The sequence below is a fragment of the Rhodoferax sp. genome (assembly GCF_010365055.1).
Lineage (GTDB): Bacteria > Pseudomonadota > Gammaproteobacteria > Burkholderiales > Burkholderiaceae_C > Rhodoferax.
Window position 1 is genome coordinate 1 of the sequence record NZ_JAAFHA010000019.1, and the last position, 17,800, is coordinate 17,800.

Here is a 17,800-nt window from a genome sequence, read left to right on the forward strand (position 1 = left end):
TTTCGTTTACATCAATGCAATGAATACCGCCTATCAAAAAATAAATCCAATACCTCTTGATTTGGTGGGAAGTCCCTGTAGAGGGCTACAGGCCAAATAAGCCTAAACTTTTTGGCAAACTGACACGCGGTACTGCCCAGGCCCCTGACCCTGCCAGCCCTTGAAGGCATGATGAAACGCTGGCGTATCCTGAAAACCCAGCAGATAAGCCACCTCGGCCACCGGCATGGCCGAGTTGCCCAGGTAATGGCGAGCCAACTCGTGCCGACTGCTGTCCAGCAGCGTCTGATAAGCCACCCCCACATCCGCCAGACGGCGCTGCAGGGTGCGGGTGGACAGGTGCAGGTCGGAGGCGACGCTGGCGAGTTTGACTGGGCCGCTTCCCAGACGACCAGAAATACTTTGGCGCACCTGGGCCACGATGCCCACGTCCTGCGGATAGCGCGCTTGCAGCAAGGCCTCGGCATGCTGCTGCAGCAGCGGCAACAAGGCCTTGTTGGCCTGTGGGATCGGCCAGGTCAATACCGAGGCCGGAAAGATTGCCCGGTTTTCAGATTCGCCCCAACGCAGACGCGCCCCACTCCACTGCGCAATGCGCGCCGCCGTGGCGGCGTCGGTCGCGTGCGTGAATTCCAGCTCAAAGTCGCTCAGGGGCCTGCCGACCAGCCATTGGGCGCAGGTCTGAATGCCCGAGAACACCGACTCCGCCAGCGCACCCGCAGCCGCATGGGCGGCGCAGTCGTTACGCCAAGCGTAAACCACCCTGTCGCCGCGCCGGCTAAAACTGGAGCGACCCAGGTCGTGCACCAAAGACTCAAAGCGCAATACCTGTTGCAGTGCATCCCCCAGGGTCGCACACGCCAGCAGCAAGATACCGTTGACGCCATGGCTGGTGGGCTTGACGGCCTGCCCCAGGCGCCAGCCAAACAGCGGCCCAGCTTGGGTGCGAGCCGCCTGCAGCAGGTCCAGGTAAGCCACTACCGACACATCTTCATCGCCGATGGCGGCGCGCCCGAGGGTCGCGATCAACCGCGTGTCGTCCAGCCCCTGGGCACGCGCTGCATCCCACAGCGTGTGAGCATAGGGCGCCACCACGCGCGCGCTTGGAGCGACGGCGGGGCTTGAGCAATCGGTTGACGGCATCGCGCCATGATAGTCGCGCGCCTTTGCCTTGAAGCTGGCGGCTCGCCAACCGCCAAGTCTTCAATAGCGGCTGACAATGCAGAGAGGCAACCTTCATGCGAACGCCACGAAATCGCGTCTCAACCGACAAGCTGTCGTGTCAATTCCTGGCTCAGCGCACCAGGCTTGGGCTCTTGGGGTTGAACTTCCAGCCGGGCATCAGGTACTGCATGGCGATGGCATCGTCACGCGCGCTTAAAGCCTGTTGCAGATAGAGCTGATGCGCTTTTTCCACTTCAACCATGTCCAGTTCAATGCCCAAACCAGCTTGGGTCGGCACGGTGATGCTGCCGTCCACAATCTGCAGTGGCGCCTTGGTGAGTCGCTGGCCGTCCTGCCAGATCCAGTGGGTGTCGATCGCCGTCACTTTGCCCGGCGCGCTTGCTGCCACATGGGTGAACATGGCCAAGGAGATGTCAAAGTGGTTGTTGGAATGCGAGCCCCAGGTGAGGCCATTCATCTGGCACAACTGCGCCACCCGTACCGAGCCTTGCATGGTCCAGAAATGCGGGTCGGCCAGCGGAATGTCGACCGAGTGCAGCGCGATCGAATGCGCCATCTCGCGCCAGTCGGTGGCGATCATGTTGGTGGCAGTCAGCAGCCCGGTCTCGCGGCGGAACTCGGCCATCACTTCACGGCCTGAGAACACACCTTCGGCGCCACAAGGATCTTCGGCATAGGCGAGTGCATCACGGTGGTCGCGACACATACGGATGGCATCTTTCAAGAGCCAGCCGCCGTTGGGATCCAGCGTGATCCGTGCCTCGGGAAAACGCGCGTGCAGGGCCTCCACCGCTTCCATTTCTTCCTCACCGCGCAGCACGCCGCCTTTGAGCTTGAAGTCCTTGAAGCCGTAGCGCGCGTAAGCGGCTTCGGCCAGTCTGACCACCGCTTGGGCGTCCATGGCTGTTTCATGGCGCAAGCGCAACCAGTCGTCGTTTTGGTCAGGTTCGCTCACATAGGGCAGGTCGGTGAGCGTGCGGTCGGCCACGTAAAACAGGTAACCGAGCACGGCCACGCTGCTGCGCTGTTGGCCCTCCCCCAACAAGGCGGCCACCGGCACGCCCAGGTGCTGGCCCAGCAAGTCCAGCATGGCACTTTCAACCGCAGTCACGGCATGGATGGCGACGCGCAAATCAAAGGTCTGCAGCCCGCGGCCACCGCTGTCACGGTCGGCAAAAGCGACGCGCAAGCGGTTGAGGATGCTGTTCCAGTTGCCTACCGATTGCCCGACGATCAGGTCTTTTGCGGCTTCCAGCGTCTGGCGAATTTTTTCGCCGCCGGGCACCTCGCCCACACCGGTGTGGCCGGCGCTGTCGGTCAGGATGACGATGTTGCGGGTGAAAAACGGGCCGTGCGCGCCGCTCAGGTTGAGCAACATGCCGTCATGCCCGGCCACGGGAATGACTTGCATGCGTTGGATGGTGGGTGTGTGCGTGGTATCAGGCATGAAACGGCTCGCTGAAGTTGAGTTGCAGAATCTAGTCAATAGACATCGTACAACTTGATCGCATTTCTTACAACCGGGTTATCCTGAATACTGGCACTCACGCGCACCGGTCTGTAGCGAGTTCCGACCGTCGCAGTTGCGTCAGCCGCGAGGCCTTCTTCGACGCCATGGGCACGCGCTCACGCCAGGGCAAGCTGCGCCCTGCGCAGGCGCTCGCGGCTGTTGTTCAGGTGGGTGCGCATGGCCGCGCGTGCCGCTTCAGCATCCTGGTTGCGGATGGCATTGAAAATACTCTCGTGGTCGCCGTGCACCCTTTGCAGGTAGTTCGAGCGGCCCTCTGGCGCGCTGTTGGGCGTGTTGACCCGGGCGCGCGGAATGATCATGGTGCCCAGGTAGGTCATCAGGTCGGCAAAGTGCCGATTACCCGTGGCGCGGGCCACTTCCATGTGAAATTCAAAATCTGAAGGTAGCGTATCTGCGTCATGCTCGATAGCGTTTGAAAATGTCACCAAGGCCTTTTCCATGTTGGCCAGGTTGCTATCACTTCTGCGTTGCGCGGCCAAGCCCGCGGCCTCGGTTTCCAGGCTGATACGCAGCTCCAGCAACAAGATCACGTCGGCCACGGTTGAGAAATCGTCTTCGGCAATCTTGAAGTTGCTGGTGTCGGGCGCACTCAGGGCAAAGGTGCCAATGCCGTGGCGGGTCTCCACCAGCCTGGAGGCCTGCATATGCGACAAAGCCTCACGCACTACGGTGCGGCTCACATCAAAGCGCGCCATGATTTCAGCTTCGGTCGGCAACTTGTCGCCGGGCTTGATCTGGCCGCCTTTGATGTTGCCAGCCAGGTCATCGACGATGACCTGCACCAGGCCCCGCGTTCGGCGCGGGCGACTTGCTGACGGACTAGGGGTTTTCCATGATTCCATATAAAAACGCTTGACTCACTGAATGCGGGTGATCACAATTTGCAATGTTGTCAGACAACCTATGACTGACAAGTGAAAAGATGAATCGAATGTAAAGCGAGAAACTGGAAAAGTCCAGTGCCTGCGCAGATTTCCTGAAGTGAGTGAAAAAATGACCATCAAGGCGCATCAGAGATTGTTGCTCACCGGCGCCGCCGGCGGTTTGGGTCAGGCCCTGCGCGAGCGGCTCAAAGCCAATTGTGAGGTGCTGCGTTTGTCAGACCGTGTCGACTTTGGCCCAGCCGCAGCAGACGAAGAAATCATGCTGGCTGACCTGGCCGACGCGCAGGCGGTCGACGCCATGGTGCAGGGCGTGCAAGCCATCGTGCACCTCGGTGGTGTGTCGGTCGAAGGCCCGTTTGGTCCGATCTTGCAGGCCAACATTCTGGGCCTGTACAACCTGTATGAAGCCGCCCGATTGCACGGCGTGATGCGCGTGGTATTTGCCAGTTCCAACCACGTCACCGGCTTCTATCGCCAGTGCGACACCATTGACGCCAGCGCCCCGCCGCGCCCGGACAGCCTGTATGGCGTCAGCAAGGCCTTTGGTGAAGACCTGTCGCGCTTCTACTTTGACCGCTATGGCATCGAGACGGCGTGTGTGCGGATCGGCTCATCCTTCCCCGAACCCAAAGACCGGCGCATGCTGGCCACCTGGCTGAGTTTTGACGACCTGCACCGGCTGATCACGGCCTGCCTCACCACGCCGGTGCTGGGCCACAGCATCGTGTTTGGCATGTCCGACAACGCCGTCACCTGGTGGGACAACAATCAGGCCCGCCACATTGGCTATGTGCCACAAGACAGTTCGGACGTGTTTCGTGACGCGGTGTACGCGCGCACGTCGGCGCCAGACTTGAGCGACCCGGTCGCCCAATTCCAGGGCGGCGGCTTTGTCGTGGCCGGCCCGTTTGCTTTCTGATCGCTGACTTACCATGACCCTGCCCAAAGCTGAGTTGGTGCTCGATGCCCGCAACGCGGTGGGCGAAAGCCCGGTGTGGAGTCCCGCCGAGCAGGCGCTGTACTGGGTTGACATCCCGGCGCGCACGCTGAACCGCTGGACGCTGGCCACCCAGGGTTTGAGCACCTGGCAGGCGCCGGAGATGCTGGCCTGTGTGGCGCCCATGGCCGGCGGCCACTGGATCGTCGGTGCCGAGAGCGGTATTTTTGAGTTGACGCCGCAAGCCGATGGTCAGCTCGGTTTTGAGCGCCTGGCCACAGTCAGCCACGCCTCAGAGGGCATGCGCTTCAATGATGGTCGGTGCGACCGCCAGGGCCGTTTTCTGGCTGGCACCATGTTGATGGATATGGCCTCTAGCCAAGGTGAGGGCTGCGTCTACAGCTATCAAAGCAGCAGCAACGGCGCAGGGCAACTGGTCAAGCTGTTGGACGGTTTCAAAACCCCCAACGGCATGGCCTTCAGCCCGGATGGCCGCACCCTGTACTTATCCGACTCGCACCCCACAGTGCAGTTGATCTGGGCTTTTGACTATGACCCAGCCACCGGAACACCCTCCAACCGCCGGGTTTTTGTCGACATGACCCCCCTGCCCGGCCGCCCCGACGGCGCTGCGGTGGATGCTGATGGTTGCTACTGGATTTGTGGCAACGACGCGGGTCTGGTGCACCGCTTCACGCCCGATGGCAAGCTGGATCAGTCGCTGGCCGTGCCGGTCAAGAAGCCCGCCATGTGTTCCTTTGGTGGCCGGAATCTGGACACCCTATTTGTGACATCGATACGCCCGCAAGGTGTCGATCTGTCTGACCAGCCGCTGGCGGGTGGCCTGTTCGCGCTGCATCCCGGCGTTTGCGGCCTGCCCGAGCCGATGTTTTCCCCTGTTCCTGTCAGTCGTTAATTAGTCAGTCTTTCAACCTGGTCACTCAAGGAGACAACCATGACCTTTCGCAGAACCCTTCTCGCCGCCGCCGTTGCTGCTGTAGCGCTCTCGGCCGCCTTCAGCGCCAATGCACAAAACATCGTGCTCAAGGCATCCGACACGCACCCGGCCGGTTACCCGACCGTGGTCGCGGTCGAGAACATGGGAAAAAAGCTCGATGCTGCCACCAATGGCCGCATCACGGTCAAGATGTTCCCGGGTGCGGTCTTGGGCGAAGAGAAAGCCGTGGTCGAGCAAGTGCAGATTGGCGCCATCCAGATCGCCCGCATCTCGCTGGGCGTGGTTGGCCCGGTCGCGCCGGATGTGAATGTGTTCAACATGCCGTTTGTGTTCCGTGACATTGCCCACATGCGCGCCGTGATCGACGGCCCCATCGGCGTTGAGCTGCTCGACAAAGTCACCAACAGCCCGGCCCGCCTGGTGGCCCTGGGCTGGATGGACGGCGGCGCACGCAGCCTGTACACCAAAAAGATGGTCAAGACCCCGGCTGACCTCAAGGGCGTGAAGGTCCGCATGATGGGTAACCCGCTGTTTGTCGACACTATGAACGCCATGGGTGGCAACGGCATTGCCATGGGCTACGGCGAGGTGTTTGGCGCCCTGCAAACCGGTGTCATTGACGGTGCTGAGAACAACCCACCGAGCTTCTTCACCTCCAACCATTACAACGCGGGCACCAAGTATTACGCCCAGACCAACCACCTGATCATTCCTGAGATCCTGGTAATGTCCAAGGTCACTTGGGACAAGCTCTCTGACGCCGACAAAGCGCTGGTGAAAAGACTCTCGCGTGAAGCCCAGATGGACCAACGCGTCTTGTGGGACAAGAGCGTGGCCGACTATTCCGCCAAGCTCAAAGCCGCTGGCATTGAATTTGTGCCTGTGGACCAAAAGCTGTTTTATGACGCCACCGCCCCGGTGCGTGCCAAGTACGGCGCCGACTATGCCGATCTGATGAATCGCATTGACGCCACCAAGTAAGAACGTCGCAGCCTTCAGCGCGCGGCCAAAGGCCGCGGCGATCCACCTGCACGTGGGTTGCCGCGCCCTGCACGCCACGCCAGCGCATTGACTCTCCATCCGTGAGGCAGCCCCATGAAAAACAAACTACTGCACTTCAATGATGCGCTCTATCTGGCCTGCATCTGGGTATCGGGCATCTCAGTGCTGGTCATGTCCTTGATTGTTCCCTGGGGCATCTTTGCCCGCTATGTGCTGGGTACCGGCTCACCTTGGCCAGAGCCGGTGGCCGTGATGCTGATGGTGGTATTCACATTTTTTGGTGCCTCGGCCGCCTACCGGGCGCGCGCCCACATTGCCGTGGCAATGGTCACCGACCGCTTGCCCAAGAAAATGCAGCTGCTGCTGAGCAGCCTGATCGATGTGCTGATGCTGATCGTGGCGCTCTTTGTGACGGTGTATGGCACCAAGCTGTGCCTGGAAACCATGAACCAGAGCATTGGGCAACTCCCATGGATGCCGGTCGGCGTGACTTATTTGCCGGTGCCATTGGGTGGACTCACCACCGTTATTTTTGTGCTGGAGCATATCGTCTTTGGCCAGCAAGGTAACCGTGCCGTGGTGACGTTTGACCATGAAAAAGTGAAAGCAGAGGCCGCCTGATGGATGCATTGGTATTGCTGGGTTCGTTCCTGGTCTTGATTGTTCTGGGCATGCCCGTGGCTTATGCGATGGGCTTGTCGGCACTCATTGGTGCGTGGTGGATCGACATTCCGGCGGACGCCATCATGATCGCCATAGCCGGCGGCGTGAACAAATTCTCGCTGCTGGCAATCCCGTTTTTTGTGCTGGCCGGAGCCATCATGGCCGAGGGCGGCATGTCACACCGGCTGGTTGCATTTGCCAGTGTTCTGGTCGGTTTTGTACGTGGTGGCTTGTCGCTGGTCAACATCCTGGCCTCCACCTTTTTTGGCGCCATATCGGGCTCGTCCATGGCCGATACCGCGTCCATCGGCTCGGTGCTGATCCCTGAGATGGAAAAAAAGGGCTACCCGCGTGACTTTGCCACAGCCGTCACCATCAGCGGCTCGGTGCAGGCGATTCTGATTCCGCCCAGCCACAACGCGGTGATTTACTCGCTGGCCGCCGGCGGTTCGGTGTCGATCGCCGCGCTGTTTCTGGCCGGTGTCCTGCCGGGCTTGATACTGGGGCTGACGCTGGCCGTCATGTGTCTGTTCATCGCCAAGAAGAAAGACTTCCCTAAGGGTCGCACGATTCCCATGAAGGAGGCCATCAAGATCTGTGTCGATGCGCTCTGGGGTTTGATGACCATGGTGATCATTCTGGGCGGCATTTTGTCGGGGGTGTTTACCGCCACGGAGTCCGCTTCGGTGGCTGTGATCTGGGCCTTTTTTGTCACCATGTTCATCTACCGTGACTACAAGTGGAACGAACTGCCCAAGCTGGTGCACCGCACCGTTAAGACGCTGGCGATTGTGATGATCCTGATCGGCTTTGCCGCCAGCTTTGGCTACATCATGACCCTGATGCAGATTCCGCAGCAGATCACCACCCTGTTCACGAGTGTCTCCACTGACAAGTATGTGGTGCTGCTGATGATCAACATCCTGCTGCTGCTCCTGGGCACGCTGATGGACATGGCGCCGTTGATTTTGATCATGACCCCAATCCTGCTGCCGATCGTCACCACCTTGGGGGTGGACCCGGTGCACTTCGGCATGATCATGATGCTCAACCTGGCCATGGGCCTGATCACCCCCCCGGTCGGTGGCGTGCTGTTTGTGGGCGCGGCGGTGGCCAAACTGCCGATCGAGCGGGTCGTCAAAGCGCTGTACCCGTTTTTTGGCGCCCTGCTGCTGGTGCTGATGGCCGTCACTTACATCCCCGCGCTGTCACTGTGGCTGCCCGGCGTGCTTCTCAAATAGGCAGAACCCCAAGTTCTGCGCCCTGCTTGCCCGTCACTTTCCATTACTTAACCTAGTCAATTCAAGGAGCACTCCATGACTATTCGCAGAAACCTTCTCGCCGCCGCAGTGGCACTTTGCACAGGCTTGCCGGCAGTCCATGCGGCTGATGCCACCGCCTGGCCGACCAAACCAGTGCAGGTGATCGTGCCCGCCGGTGCCGGCGGCGACACCGACTTCAATGCGCGCCAAATGGCGCGTTTCTTCGAGAAAATCGCTGGCAAACCGATGGTGGTGACCAACGTCAATGGCGGTGGCGGCACGATTGCCATGGCCCAGGTCCAGGGCGCGGCACCGGATGGAAACACGATGTTTTTCGGCCATACCGGCATGCTGATAGTCAACGAGGTCTCTGGCCTGATCGACTACAAGTTCGACGCGAAGCTGGACATCGCTTGCATTCCGGCCATTGACAAAGGCGTTGTATTCATCGGTAGCAAGAAATCCGGCTTCAAGAATGTGCAAGATGTCGTGACCAAGGCCAAGGCCGCGCCAAGCACCGTGATCTACGGCACCGAGATGGGCGGCTTTTCACATCTGCAAGGCCTGATGTTCGCCAAGCAGGCGGGCGTGCAGTTGAAATTTGTTGATGTTGGCTCGGCCTCTGACAAGATCACCTCGCTGCTGGGTGGGCGCATCGACCTAGCATCAATCTCTTTCGGCCCGGTCAAAGACTACGCCACCACCGGCGACATGGCCATGGTGGCCCAATTCAGCAAGGACGCCAATCCCCTGCTCGGCAATATCAACACGTTCACCCAGCAAGGCCTGGCCTTCGACATGGAGAAGCCTTACATCATCGCCTTCCCGAAGGGCACCGACCCGGCCATCATCAAAAAGATGGCTGACGTGATGCAGCAGATCACCAAAGACCCGGCCTATGCCAAGGCGCTGGAAGACGGCTTCAAACAACCCGTGTCGTTCATGCACACCAAGGACGCCACCGTCCACCTGAACAAGGTGCGTGACGACCTCATGCAATACAAAGACTTGCTGCGCCAGAAGAAATAAGCTGCTGGACAAACTCGCAGTCACAGGCAATCTGCCTGCTGACTGCGCCTGACCTTGGATAGACCGGAGACCGAGATGGCAGACAAAAAACGAATGGAATTTTTTCTGGGGCTGATCATGCTCTTTGTGGGGCTGGCTTACCTGTGGGCCACCACGGCTATCCCGCGCAAGGACAGCATTGATGCCTCTTTTGTGCCCTATGTGCTGGGTTCGATTTGCAGCGTGCTGGGTGTGCTGCAACTGCTGGCTGCCGCCAAACTGGAGGCCAGATCAGGTTCTAACGACAACGCGGAAAAAGTGGATTACGCCACGGTGGCGAAGACGGTCGCGTTGATTGTGGGCTATGTGGCTTTGCTGAGCAGCGTGGGCTTTCCGATCATGACCGTGGTCTATCTGATGGCACAGCTGTATGTGCTCACCCCGGCCGACCAAAAACCGCGCTGGGTGCTGTATGCCACAGTGGCGGTGGTCGCTGCGGCAGGGATTTACCTGTTGTTTCGCAACGCCTTTGATTTGATGCTGCCCCTGGGCTGGCTGGACTTTGCAAGCGAATAGCCGGGGCACACCATGCTTGACCTGTTTCAACAAGGCTTTGAGGCCGTCTTCACGCTCCAGATTCTGGGGCTGTTGTTCTTCGGAACGGTGGTCGGCATCATCTTTGGTGCCATCCCGGGGCTGACGGCCACCATGGCGGTGGCGCTGTTTCTGCCCATTACGTACAGCCTGGGTGCGGCAGCGGGCATTTCGCTGCTGGTGGCGCTGTTCATTGGCGGCACCTCGGGCGGGTTGATTTCAGCCATTCTGCTCAAGATTCCGGGCACACCCGCGTCGGTGGCAACTACCTGGGATGGCGGCCCGATGATGGAGCGCGGCGAGGGCGCCAAAGCGCTGGGCGTGGGTGTGGTGTTCTCGTTTCTGGGCACCATCATCGGTGTGGCGGCACTGGTGTTCATTGCGCCCACGCTGGCCAAACTGGCGCTGAGTTTTGGGCCTCATGAGTACTTTGGCATCGCCATCTTTTCGCTCACCTTGATCGCGTCGCTGTCGGGTGGCTCCATGGTCAAGGGTATTTTTGCGGGCGTGATTGGCTTCATGTTTGCCACCGTGGGCATTGCGCCGGTAGATGCCATTCCACGCTTTACCTTCGGTCAGGTGCAGCTCAACGGCGGTTTTGAGATTTTGACGGTATTGATTGGTGTGTTTGCTATTGCCGAGGTCATCAAGGTGGCCGAGGACGTCAAGCACGAGAAAAAAGCCGCCATCCAGCAGGTGAGCATGAAGCAGATCAAAGGCTTTGGTTTCTCGGTGGCCGAATTTTTTGGCCAGGGCTGGAACCTGATCCGCTCTTCGCTGATCGGCATTGCCATTGGCATCCTGCCTGGTATTGGTGCGGGCACGTCCAACATCCTGTCGTACGTCGCGGCCAAAAAGCAGTCCAAAACCCCGGAGAAATTTGGCAAGGGCATCATGGACGGCGTGGTGGCGTCTGAGACGGCTAACAACGCCGGTATTGGCGGCGCCATGATTCCGCTGCTGACTCTGGGCATCCCGGGCGACGCGGTCACAGCCATGCTGCTCGGCGGCTTCATGATCCACGGCATCCAGCCGGGCCCGCTGCTGTTTGTGTCGCAGGGCGCGCTGGTGTACACCATCTTTGCGGCGCTGCTGCTGTCCTCAGTGATGATGCTGGTGTGCGAGTTCTACGGCATGCGCATCTTCGTCAGACTGCTAGGGGTGCCCAAAAACGTGCTGCTGCCGGTGATTCTTGTGCTGTGTGTGGTGGGTGCGTTCGGGCTGGGTAGCCGGGTGTTTGACATCTGGACCATCCTGATCTTTGGCTTGGTGGGCTACGGCTTTGTGAAGTTTGGCGTGCCGCAGGCGCCGTTCATCATCGGCTTTATTCTGGGCCCCATGGCCGAGACCAACCTGCGCCGCGGCCTGATGTTGTCAGACAACAAATTCATGGACTTCCTGACCCAGCCCATCTCTGGCACGTTCATTGGTCTGGCCATCGCGTCGGTGGTCTGGCACGTTGTTCAGGCGCTTCGTCACAAGGCGACGCTCCCTACGGACTGAACCCAAGGCAAACACGCTCGGTCGCACCGCCCCCTCCGTACCAAACCACGCTTCCATCATCATGAAAATCACCGCTGTCCGTGTCACCCCGATTGCCATCAAAGACCCTGCCCTGCTCAACGCGGCGGGCGTGCACGAGCCGTTTGGCCTGCGCTCCATCATCGAGGTGGTCGGTGCCAACGGTCTCGTGGGTCTAAGCGAAACCTATGGCGACGCGCCGGTGCTGGACTTACTGACCCGGACCGGGCCCAGTCTGGTGGGTTTGTCGGCCTTTGATGTGCACGGCATGCTGGCTCGCGTGGCCGCGCATGCACCCAAGATCGCCACCGGTCATGTCGAGATGGAACTGGCCCCCGGCTCGCTCGCCAGCAACCTGGTGACCAGCGCCTATTCGGCTTTTGAAGTGGCCTTCATGGATTTGCAGGCGCGCACCATTGGCATTCCCCTGGTGCAGTTGCTGGGCGGCGCGGTGCGCAACAAGGTGCCGTATTCAGCCTACCTGTTTTACAAGTGGGACGCGTCGGTGGATCCCGAGTACGCGCCCGACCCATATGGTGAAGCGGTGAACGCCCAGCAGATCGTCAAGCAGGCGCACCAGATGATTGACCAGTATGGCTTTGAGAGCATCAAACTCAAGGCCGGTGTGTTTGACCCCGAAAAGGAAGCCGATGCCGTACTGGCCCTCAAAGCCGTCTTCCCCAATCACCAACTGCGCATTGACCCCAACAGCAATTGGTCCATGGCGACCAGCCTGCGCATTGCGAAAAAACTTGACGGGTGCCTGGAGTATTACGAAGACCCGACCCCCACGTTGGAAGGAATGGCCGAACTGCACAAGGCCACCGGCCTGCCGCTGGCCAGCAACATGGTGGTGACCAACTGGGCTGAACTCAAGCGCAGCATTGAGCTCAATTCTGTGCAGATTCTCCTCTCCGACCACCACTTTTGGGGCGGCCTGCGCGCCACCCAGGCGCTGGCACGCACCTGCCAGACCTTTGGCCTGGGCCTGTCGATGCACTCCAACTCGCACCTGGGCATCAGCCTGATGGCGATGACGCATCTGGCCGCATCCGTGCATCACCTGAGCTATGCGTGCGATACCCATTACCCATGGCAGAGCGACGAAATTTTGCAGGGCGGCCGGGTGCCCATCACGGGCGGCTGCGTGCACCTGACCGACAAGCCGGGTTTGGGTGTCGAACTGGACCAGGACAAGCTGGCCGAGCTCCATGCGGCCTACAACGTGTGTCGCATTCGCACCCGCAACGACGTGGTGCAAATGCAGCGCTTTCGGCCGGACTGGAAACAGATCAAACCCCGCTTCTAAGCCATGAGTACCACTCCACTTTTTATTCAGATGCACCCTGCTGACAACGTCGCCATCGTCGTCAACGACGGTGGCTTGCCCGCCGGGGCCACTTTTGCCAACGGTCTGACGCTCACGCAAGCGGTGCCCCAGGGCCACAAGGTGGCACTGGTCGGTTTACCCCAGGGCAGCGCCGTGCGCCGCTACAACGTCACCATTGGCACCACGCTCAAAGACCTGGCTGCGGGCAGTTGGGTGAATGAACTGGTGTTGCAGATGCCACCGGCGCGCTCACTCGATGCCCTGCCGCTGGCAACTCGCGCCGCGCCGTCTCTAGCAGCCTTGGATGGCTACACCTTTGAGGGCTACCGCAATGCGGATGGCTCGGTCGGCACGCGCAACATCCTGGCCATCACGACCACGGTGCAATGTGTCTCGGGCGTAGTTGAATTTGCGGTGAAGCGCATCAAGGCCGAGCTGTTGCCCCAGTACCCGAACGTGGACGATGTGGTGGGGCTGGAGCACAGCTATGGCTGCGGCGTCGCGATCGACGCGCCCGATGCGATCATCCCGATTCGCACGCTGCGCAACATCAGTTTGAACCCCAATTTTGGCGGTGAGCTGATGGTGGTCAGCCTGGGCTGCGAGAAGCTGCAACCGGAACGGTTGTTGCCACCCGGTAGTTTTGCTCTACAAAATATAGCTGCCAAGGCAATAAATACGGGGGCTACAGCCCGGTTTGATTCAAATTTTGGCGAAAATCCAGGCGCGCACGCCAGGGATGAGCAGTTGGACGTGGTCTGCCTGCAGTCCGACCACCATGTCGGCTTCATGTCGATGATCGACTCCATCATGCAAAGCGCTGAAAAGCACCTGGCGCGCCTCAACGCCAGACAGCGCGAGACCGTGCCCGCCAGCGCCCTGGTGGTGGGCGTGCAGTGCGGCGGCAGCGATGCGTTCTCGGGCGTCACGGCCAACCCGGCCGTGGGTTTTTGCACCGATTTGCTGGTGCGCGCCGGCGCCACCGTGATGTTCTCCGAAGTCACCGAAGTGCGTGACGGCATTGACCAGCTCACCGCCCGCGCCAGCACGCCCGAAGTGGCGCAGGCGATGATCCGCGAGATGGCCTGGTACGACGCTTACCTTGCCAAAGGCAGTGCCGACCGCAGCGCCAACACCACGCCAGGCAACAAGAAGGGGGGCCTCTCCAACATTGTTGAAAAAGCCATGGGCTCGATCGTCAAATCCGGCAGCGCGGCCATTTCCGGCGTGCTGTCGCCCGGTGAAAGCCTTAAGCAAAACGGCATCAGCAACGGCCTGGTGTACGCCGCCACCCCGGCCAGCGACTTCATTTGCGGCACGCTGCAACTGGCCGCCGGCATGAACCTGCATGTGTTCACCACCGGGCGCGGCACACCCTACGGCCTGGCCGAATGCCCGGTGATCAAGGTCGCCACGCGCAGTGATCTGGCGCGGCGCTGGCATGACCTGATGGACGTGAACGCCGGGCGCATTGCCGAGGGCAGCGCCAGCATTGAGGACGTGGGCTGGGAGCTGTTTCACCTGCTGCTCGAAGTCGCCAGCGGACGCAAGAAAACCTGGGCCGAGCACTGGCAACTGCACAACGCGCTGGTGCTGTTCAACCCGGCCCCGATCACCTGAACGCCTTGCATCCCCATTTTGTTGCGCTGCCCCTGCGACAGCTGCTTTTGTCCCAACCAACCCAACGACTACTGCCATGACACCAGCCACTCCCTACCAAGCCTTCCCCAACAGCTTCAAGCGCGACCTGCTGGCGGGCAAAAAACTCATCGGCTGCTGGTCATCGCTGGCCAACGCCATCACCACCGAGGTGCTGGGCGTGGCCGGTTTTGACTGGATCCTGCTCGACGGCGAACATTCCCCCAACGACATGGGCACTTACATCCCGCAGCTGATGGCGCTCAAGGACAGCGCCAGTGCGCCGGTGGTGCGGCCTTCCAGCAACAACCCGGTCGAGATCAAGCGCCTGCTCGATGCCGGCTTCTATAACTTTCTGGTGCCCTTTGTCGAGAGCGTGGCCGAAGCCCGCAGCGCCGTGGCCGCCACGCGCTACCCGCCCCAGGGCATGCGCGGCGTGTCGGTGTCGCAGCGCAGCAACCGCTACGGTACGGTGGCGGACTACTTCAAGGGTGCCAACGACAACATGTGCGTGATGGTGCAGATTGAGAGCGCCAAAGGCGTGGCAGCAAGCGCCGACATTGCTGCGCTCGACGGTGTGGACTGCCTGTTTGTCGGCCCCTCCGACTTGGCCGCCGGCCTGGGGCACCTGGGCAACGCCAGCCACCCCGAGGTGCAGGCGGCGATTGCGGCCGTGTTTGCCGACGCGAAAGCCGCAGGCAAACCCAGCGGCATCCTGGCGCCGCTAGAGCTTGACGCGCGCAAGTACATCGCCATGGGCGCAACCTTTGTTGCGGTGGGCAGCGACCTGGGCGTGTTCCGGACTGGTACGCAGGCCCTGTGCGACAAATACCGGGCTTGATGCCCTGCCCATCAAAACTGATTTTCTGGATCTTTCAACACCAACTGGAGTATTTCAATGAGCAAACTAGGATTTATCGGCCTCGGGATCATGGGCAATCCAATGGCCGCACATTTGGTCAAAGCGGGCCACGAGGTGTTTTTGACCACGCTGGGCCTGGTGTCCAAAGAGCTGACCGATGCGGGCGGCGTAGACTGCGTTTCTTCCCAAGAGGTCACCCAACGCGCCGACATCATCTTCTTGATGCTGCCCGACACCCCGGACGTGGCCAAGGTGCTGTTTGGCGACAACGGTGTCGCCAGTGGTTTGAGCGCGGGCAAAACCGTGGTGGACATGAGTTCGATCTCGCCGATGGACACCAAGGTGTTCGCGCAAAGAATCAACGCGCTGGGTTGCGATTACCTGGATGCACCCGTGTCCGGCGGTGAGGTGGGCGCCAAGGCCGCCAGCCTGACCATCATGGTGGGCGGCCCGCAGGCGGCGTTTGATCTGGTGAAACCCCTGTTCGAGCTGATGGGGAAAAACATCACCTTGGTGGGTGGCAACGGCGACGGCCAGACCTGCAAGGTGGCCAATCAGATCATCGTCGCGTTGAACATTGCGGCCGTAGGCGAGGCCTTGCTGTTTGCCAGCAAGGCCGGGGCCGACCCAGCCAAGGTGCGCCAGGCGCTGATGGGCGGTTTTGCGTCCAGCCGCATTCTGGAAGTGCATGGCGAGCGCATGATCAAGCGCACCTTTGACCCCGGTTTTCGCATCAAGCTGCACCAGAAGGACTTGGGGCTGGCGCTGCAAGGCGCGCGTGAGCTTGGCTTGGCATTGCCGCAGACCGCGGGTGCGGCGCAGTTGATGCAGGTCTGCGCGGCCAATGGCATGGCGGATCTGGACCATTCGGCGCTGGTCAAGGCGCTGGAATTGATGGGTAACCATGAGGTTGCGAGCCCCAAGTAAGGATCATTCAAAATTCATAGCTAGAGGCGCTTGCTGCAAAGGGGCTGGAGGCCAATTTGATGCATAAATACCCGCTGTGCCGGGTGCAGCCTGGCGGCCAAGGCAACCTGTCGATAATCAGGTTCTCATTGATCAGGACCAACCATGAACCGCCCCATCATCGACCCAACCGATCCGCGTGGCCTGCTGCGCCGCATGTTTGACGCAGCCGTCGCCTCGGCGCAACCCGCGCTGTGCCTGCCTGCGCATCTGCCGGCCCCTCCCAAAGGCAGGACGATCGTGATCGGAGCGGGCAAGGCGTCCGCCGCCATGGCGCGGGCGCTGGAAGACAACTGGCCCGGCCCACTCGAAGGCCTGGTGGTGACCCGCTACGGTTACGAAGTGCCTTGCGAGCGCATCGAAATCGTGCAGGCGGCGCACCCGGTGCCCGACGCGGCCGGGCAGCAGGCGGCGCAGCGCATCTGCGCGCTGGTCAGCGGTTTGTCGGCCGATGACTTGGTGCTGTGCCTGATCTCGGGCGGCGGGTCCTCCCTGCTGCCCTTGCCGCTGGACGGCATCACGCTGGAAGACAAGCAGGCGGTAAGCCGTGAACTGCTGAAGTCGGGGGCCAGCATCAGCGAGATGAACTGTGTCCGGCGACACCTATCGGCCATCAAAGGTGGGCGCCTGGCTGCCGCTTGCCACCCGGCCCGCGTGGTGACGCTGCTGATCTCCGACGTGCCGGGCGACAACGCCTGCGACATCGCATCCGGTCCCACGGTAGGGGATGCAACGACTTGCGCGGATGCACTGGCCATCCTGCGCCGGTATGGCATTGAACTGGCCGCCCACGTCAAAGATGTTTTGACGAGTGGGCGGGGCGAATCCATCAAACCGGATGACCCACGCCTGGCCGGCATCGACACCCGCATGATTGCCACGCCACAGATGGCACTGGAAGCTGCGGCTCACGTTGCCAAAAGCGAGGGCATCAGGCCCTACATCCTGGGCGATAGCGTGGAAGGTGAAGCCCGTGATGTGGGCAAGGTGATGGCCGCCCTGGCGCTGCAAGTGACACGGCGTGGGCAGCCCTTCGAGACCCCGTGCGTGCTGCTCTCCGGTGGCGAAACAACCGTGACGGTGCGCGGCAACGGGCGAGGCGGTCGCAACGTCGAGTTCCTGCTGTCGCTGGGCATCGCCCTGCAAGGCGAGCCCGGCATCCACGCGCTGGCCGGTGACACCGATGGCGTGGACGGGCAGGAAGAAATCGCCGGAGCGCACCTGGCACCCGATACGCTGGAGCGCGCCTGGGCGCTGGGCATGCGGCCAAAAGAAAGCCTGGACCAAAATGACGGTCACGGCTTTTTCCAGACGCTCGCTGACTCGGTGGTGACCGGTCCGACGCTGACCAATGTGAACGACTTTCGCGCGATCCTGATTGAGCGAAAGTGATTCACAGGGCTTGGCCCGGATGGCCCGCGGATTGCCCGAAAAAGTCACGCACCTGGCGCGACAGCAC

Annotated in this window: 16 protein-coding genes; 13 read left to right on the forward strand and 3 right to left on the reverse strand. The window is 60.9% G+C overall.

Annotated features, from left to right (window positions below; genetic code table 11):
* Positions 1-102 precede the first annotated feature (102 nt).
* The 3 genes from GZ093_RS06765 to GZ093_RS06775 form a co-directional block, all read right to left on the reverse strand.
* A complete protein-coding gene (locus GZ093_RS06765; RefSeq protein WP_296483864.1) occupies positions 103-1,143 on the reverse strand; it encodes an AraC family transcriptional regulator in 1,041 nt (346 codons plus the stop codon).
* Positions 1,144-1,294: 151 nt separating this feature from the next.
* Positions 1,295-2,632 carry an enolase C-terminal domain-like protein gene (locus GZ093_RS06770; RefSeq protein WP_296483867.1) on the reverse strand — a complete coding sequence of 446 codons (1,338 nt, stop codon included), beginning with the start codon at positions 2,630-2,632 and terminating at the stop codon, positions 1,295-1,297.
* 179 nt (positions 2,633-2,811) lie between these two features.
* Positions 2,812-3,558, reverse strand: coding sequence for a FadR/GntR family transcriptional regulator (locus GZ093_RS06775; RefSeq protein ID WP_296483870.1), 747 nt, complete (start codon positions 3,556-3,558; stop codon positions 2,812-2,814).
* A gap of 151 nt (positions 3,559-3,709) precedes the next feature.
* On the opposite strand from GZ093_RS06775, the gene GZ093_RS06780 reads away from it, so the two are divergent.
* The 13 genes from GZ093_RS06780 to GZ093_RS06840 all read left to right on the forward strand — a co-directional run bounded on the left by GZ093_RS06780 (position 3,710) and on the right by GZ093_RS06840 (position 17,733).
* Complete coding sequence (locus GZ093_RS06780) at positions 3,710-4,519, forward strand: NAD(P)-dependent oxidoreductase (protein WP_296483990.1); 810 nt, start codon at positions 3,710-3,712, stop codon at positions 4,517-4,519.
* Between the two features lie 13 nt (positions 4,520-4,532).
* A complete protein-coding gene (locus GZ093_RS06785) occupies positions 4,533-5,453 on the forward strand; it encodes an SMP-30/gluconolactonase/LRE family protein (protein WP_296483873.1) in 921 nt (306 codons plus the stop codon).
* Positions 5,454-5,492: 39 nt separating this feature from the next.
* Positions 5,493-6,476: a TRAP transporter substrate-binding protein gene (locus tag GZ093_RS06790; RefSeq protein ID WP_296483877.1), complete on the forward strand. Its 984-nt coding sequence runs from the start codon at positions 5,493-5,495 to the stop codon at positions 6,474-6,476.
* A 114-nt stretch (positions 6,477-6,590) separates the two neighbouring features.
* Positions 6,591-7,118: a TRAP transporter small permease gene (locus tag GZ093_RS06795; RefSeq protein WP_296483879.1), complete on the forward strand. Its 528-nt coding sequence runs from the start codon at positions 6,591-6,593 to the stop codon at positions 7,116-7,118.
* The gene (locus GZ093_RS06800; protein ID WP_296483882.1) at positions 7,118-8,401 is read left to right on the forward strand and encodes a TRAP transporter large permease; all 1,284 of its coding nucleotides are present in this window, start codon (positions 7,118-7,120) and stop codon (positions 8,399-8,401) included. The genes GZ093_RS06795 and GZ093_RS06800 overlap by 1 nt, the downstream gene beginning before the upstream one ends.
* Positions 8,402-8,476: 75 nt before the next feature.
* Positions 8,477-9,451, forward strand: coding sequence for a tripartite tricarboxylate transporter substrate binding protein (locus GZ093_RS06805; protein WP_296483885.1), 975 nt, complete (start codon positions 8,477-8,479; stop codon positions 9,449-9,451).
* Between the two features lie 75 nt (positions 9,452-9,526).
* Entirely contained in the window at positions 9,527-10,006 is a 480-nt protein-coding gene (locus tag GZ093_RS06810; RefSeq protein ID WP_296483888.1) for a tripartite tricarboxylate transporter TctB family protein, read from the forward strand.
* Positions 10,007-10,018: 12 nt separating this feature from the next.
* Positions 10,019-11,527 (forward strand): tripartite tricarboxylate transporter permease, encoded by a 1,509-nt coding sequence (locus GZ093_RS06815; protein WP_296483890.1) that lies wholly within the window; start codon positions 10,019-10,021, stop codon positions 11,525-11,527.
* 61 nt (positions 11,528-11,588) lie between these two features.
* Positions 11,589-12,854, forward strand: coding sequence for a glucarate dehydratase family protein (locus GZ093_RS06820; RefSeq protein WP_296483893.1), 1,266 nt, complete (start codon positions 11,589-11,591; stop codon positions 12,852-12,854).
* Positions 12,855-12,857: 3 nt separating this feature from the next.
* Complete coding sequence (gene garD / locus GZ093_RS06825; RefSeq protein WP_296483896.1) at positions 12,858-14,495, forward strand: galactarate dehydratase; 1,638 nt, start codon at positions 12,858-12,860, stop codon at positions 14,493-14,495.
* A gap of 76 nt (positions 14,496-14,571) precedes the next feature.
* On the forward strand, positions 14,572-15,354 hold the full coding sequence (garL, locus tag GZ093_RS06830; protein ID WP_296483898.1) for a 2-dehydro-3-deoxyglucarate aldolase: 783 nt from the start codon (positions 14,572-14,574) through the stop codon (positions 15,352-15,354).
* A gap of 57 nt (positions 15,355-15,411) precedes the next feature.
* Entirely contained in the window at positions 15,412-16,302 is an 891-nt protein-coding gene (gene glxR / locus GZ093_RS06835; RefSeq protein ID WP_296483901.1) for a 2-hydroxy-3-oxopropionate reductase, read from the forward strand.
* Positions 16,303-16,446: 144 nt separating this feature from the next.
* A complete protein-coding gene (locus GZ093_RS06840) occupies positions 16,447-17,733 on the forward strand; it encodes a glycerate kinase (RefSeq protein WP_296483903.1) in 1,287 nt (428 codons plus the stop codon).
* Positions 17,734-17,800: the final 67 nt, after the last annotated feature.

Coding starts and splice junctions, on each gene's coding strand:
- GZ093_RS06790 (WP_296483877.1), top strand. CDS start 5,493: ATGACCTTTCGCAGAACCCTTCTCGCCGCCGCCGTTGCTGCTGTAGCG.
- glxR (WP_296483901.1), top strand. CDS start 15,412: ATGAGCAAACTAGGATTTATCGGCCTCGGGATCATGGGCAATCCAATG.
- GZ093_RS06840 (WP_296483903.1), top strand. CDS start 16,447: ATGAACCGCCCCATCATCGACCCAACCGATCCGCGTGGCCTGCTGCGC.
- GZ093_RS06815 (WP_296483890.1), top strand. CDS start 10,019: ATGCTTGACCTGTTTCAACAAGGCTTTGAGGCCGTCTTCACGCTCCAG.
- GZ093_RS06810 (WP_296483888.1), top strand. CDS start 9,527: ATGGCAGACAAAAAACGAATGGAATTTTTTCTGGGGCTGATCATGCTC.
- GZ093_RS06770 (WP_296483867.1), bottom strand. CDS start 2,632: ATGCCTGATACCACGCACACACCCACCATCCAACGCATGCAAGTCATT.
- garL (WP_296483898.1), top strand. CDS start 14,572: ATGACACCAGCCACTCCCTACCAAGCCTTCCCCAACAGCTTCAAGCGC.
- GZ093_RS06775 (WP_296483870.1), bottom strand. CDS start 3,558: ATGGAATCATGGAAAACCCCTAGTCCGTCAGCAAGTCGCCCGCGCCGA.
- GZ093_RS06785 (WP_296483873.1), top strand. CDS start 4,533: ATGACCCTGCCCAAAGCTGAGTTGGTGCTCGATGCCCGCAACGCGGTG.
- GZ093_RS06795 (WP_296483879.1), top strand. CDS start 6,591: ATGAAAAACAAACTACTGCACTTCAATGATGCGCTCTATCTGGCCTGC.
- GZ093_RS06800 (WP_296483882.1), top strand. CDS start 7,118: ATGGATGCATTGGTATTGCTGGGTTCGTTCCTGGTCTTGATTGTTCTG.
- GZ093_RS06820 (WP_296483893.1), top strand. CDS start 11,589: ATGAAAATCACCGCTGTCCGTGTCACCCCGATTGCCATCAAAGACCCT.
- GZ093_RS06765 (WP_296483864.1), bottom strand. CDS start 1,143: ATGCCGTCAACCGATTGCTCAAGCCCCGCCGTCGCTCCAAGCGCGCGC.
- garD (WP_296483896.1), top strand. CDS start 12,858: ATGAGTACCACTCCACTTTTTATTCAGATGCACCCTGCTGACAACGTC.
- GZ093_RS06805 (WP_296483885.1), top strand. CDS start 8,477: ATGACTATTCGCAGAAACCTTCTCGCCGCCGCAGTGGCACTTTGCACA.
- GZ093_RS06780 (WP_296483990.1), top strand. CDS start 3,710: ATGACCATCAAGGCGCATCAGAGATTGTTGCTCACCGGCGCCGCCGGC.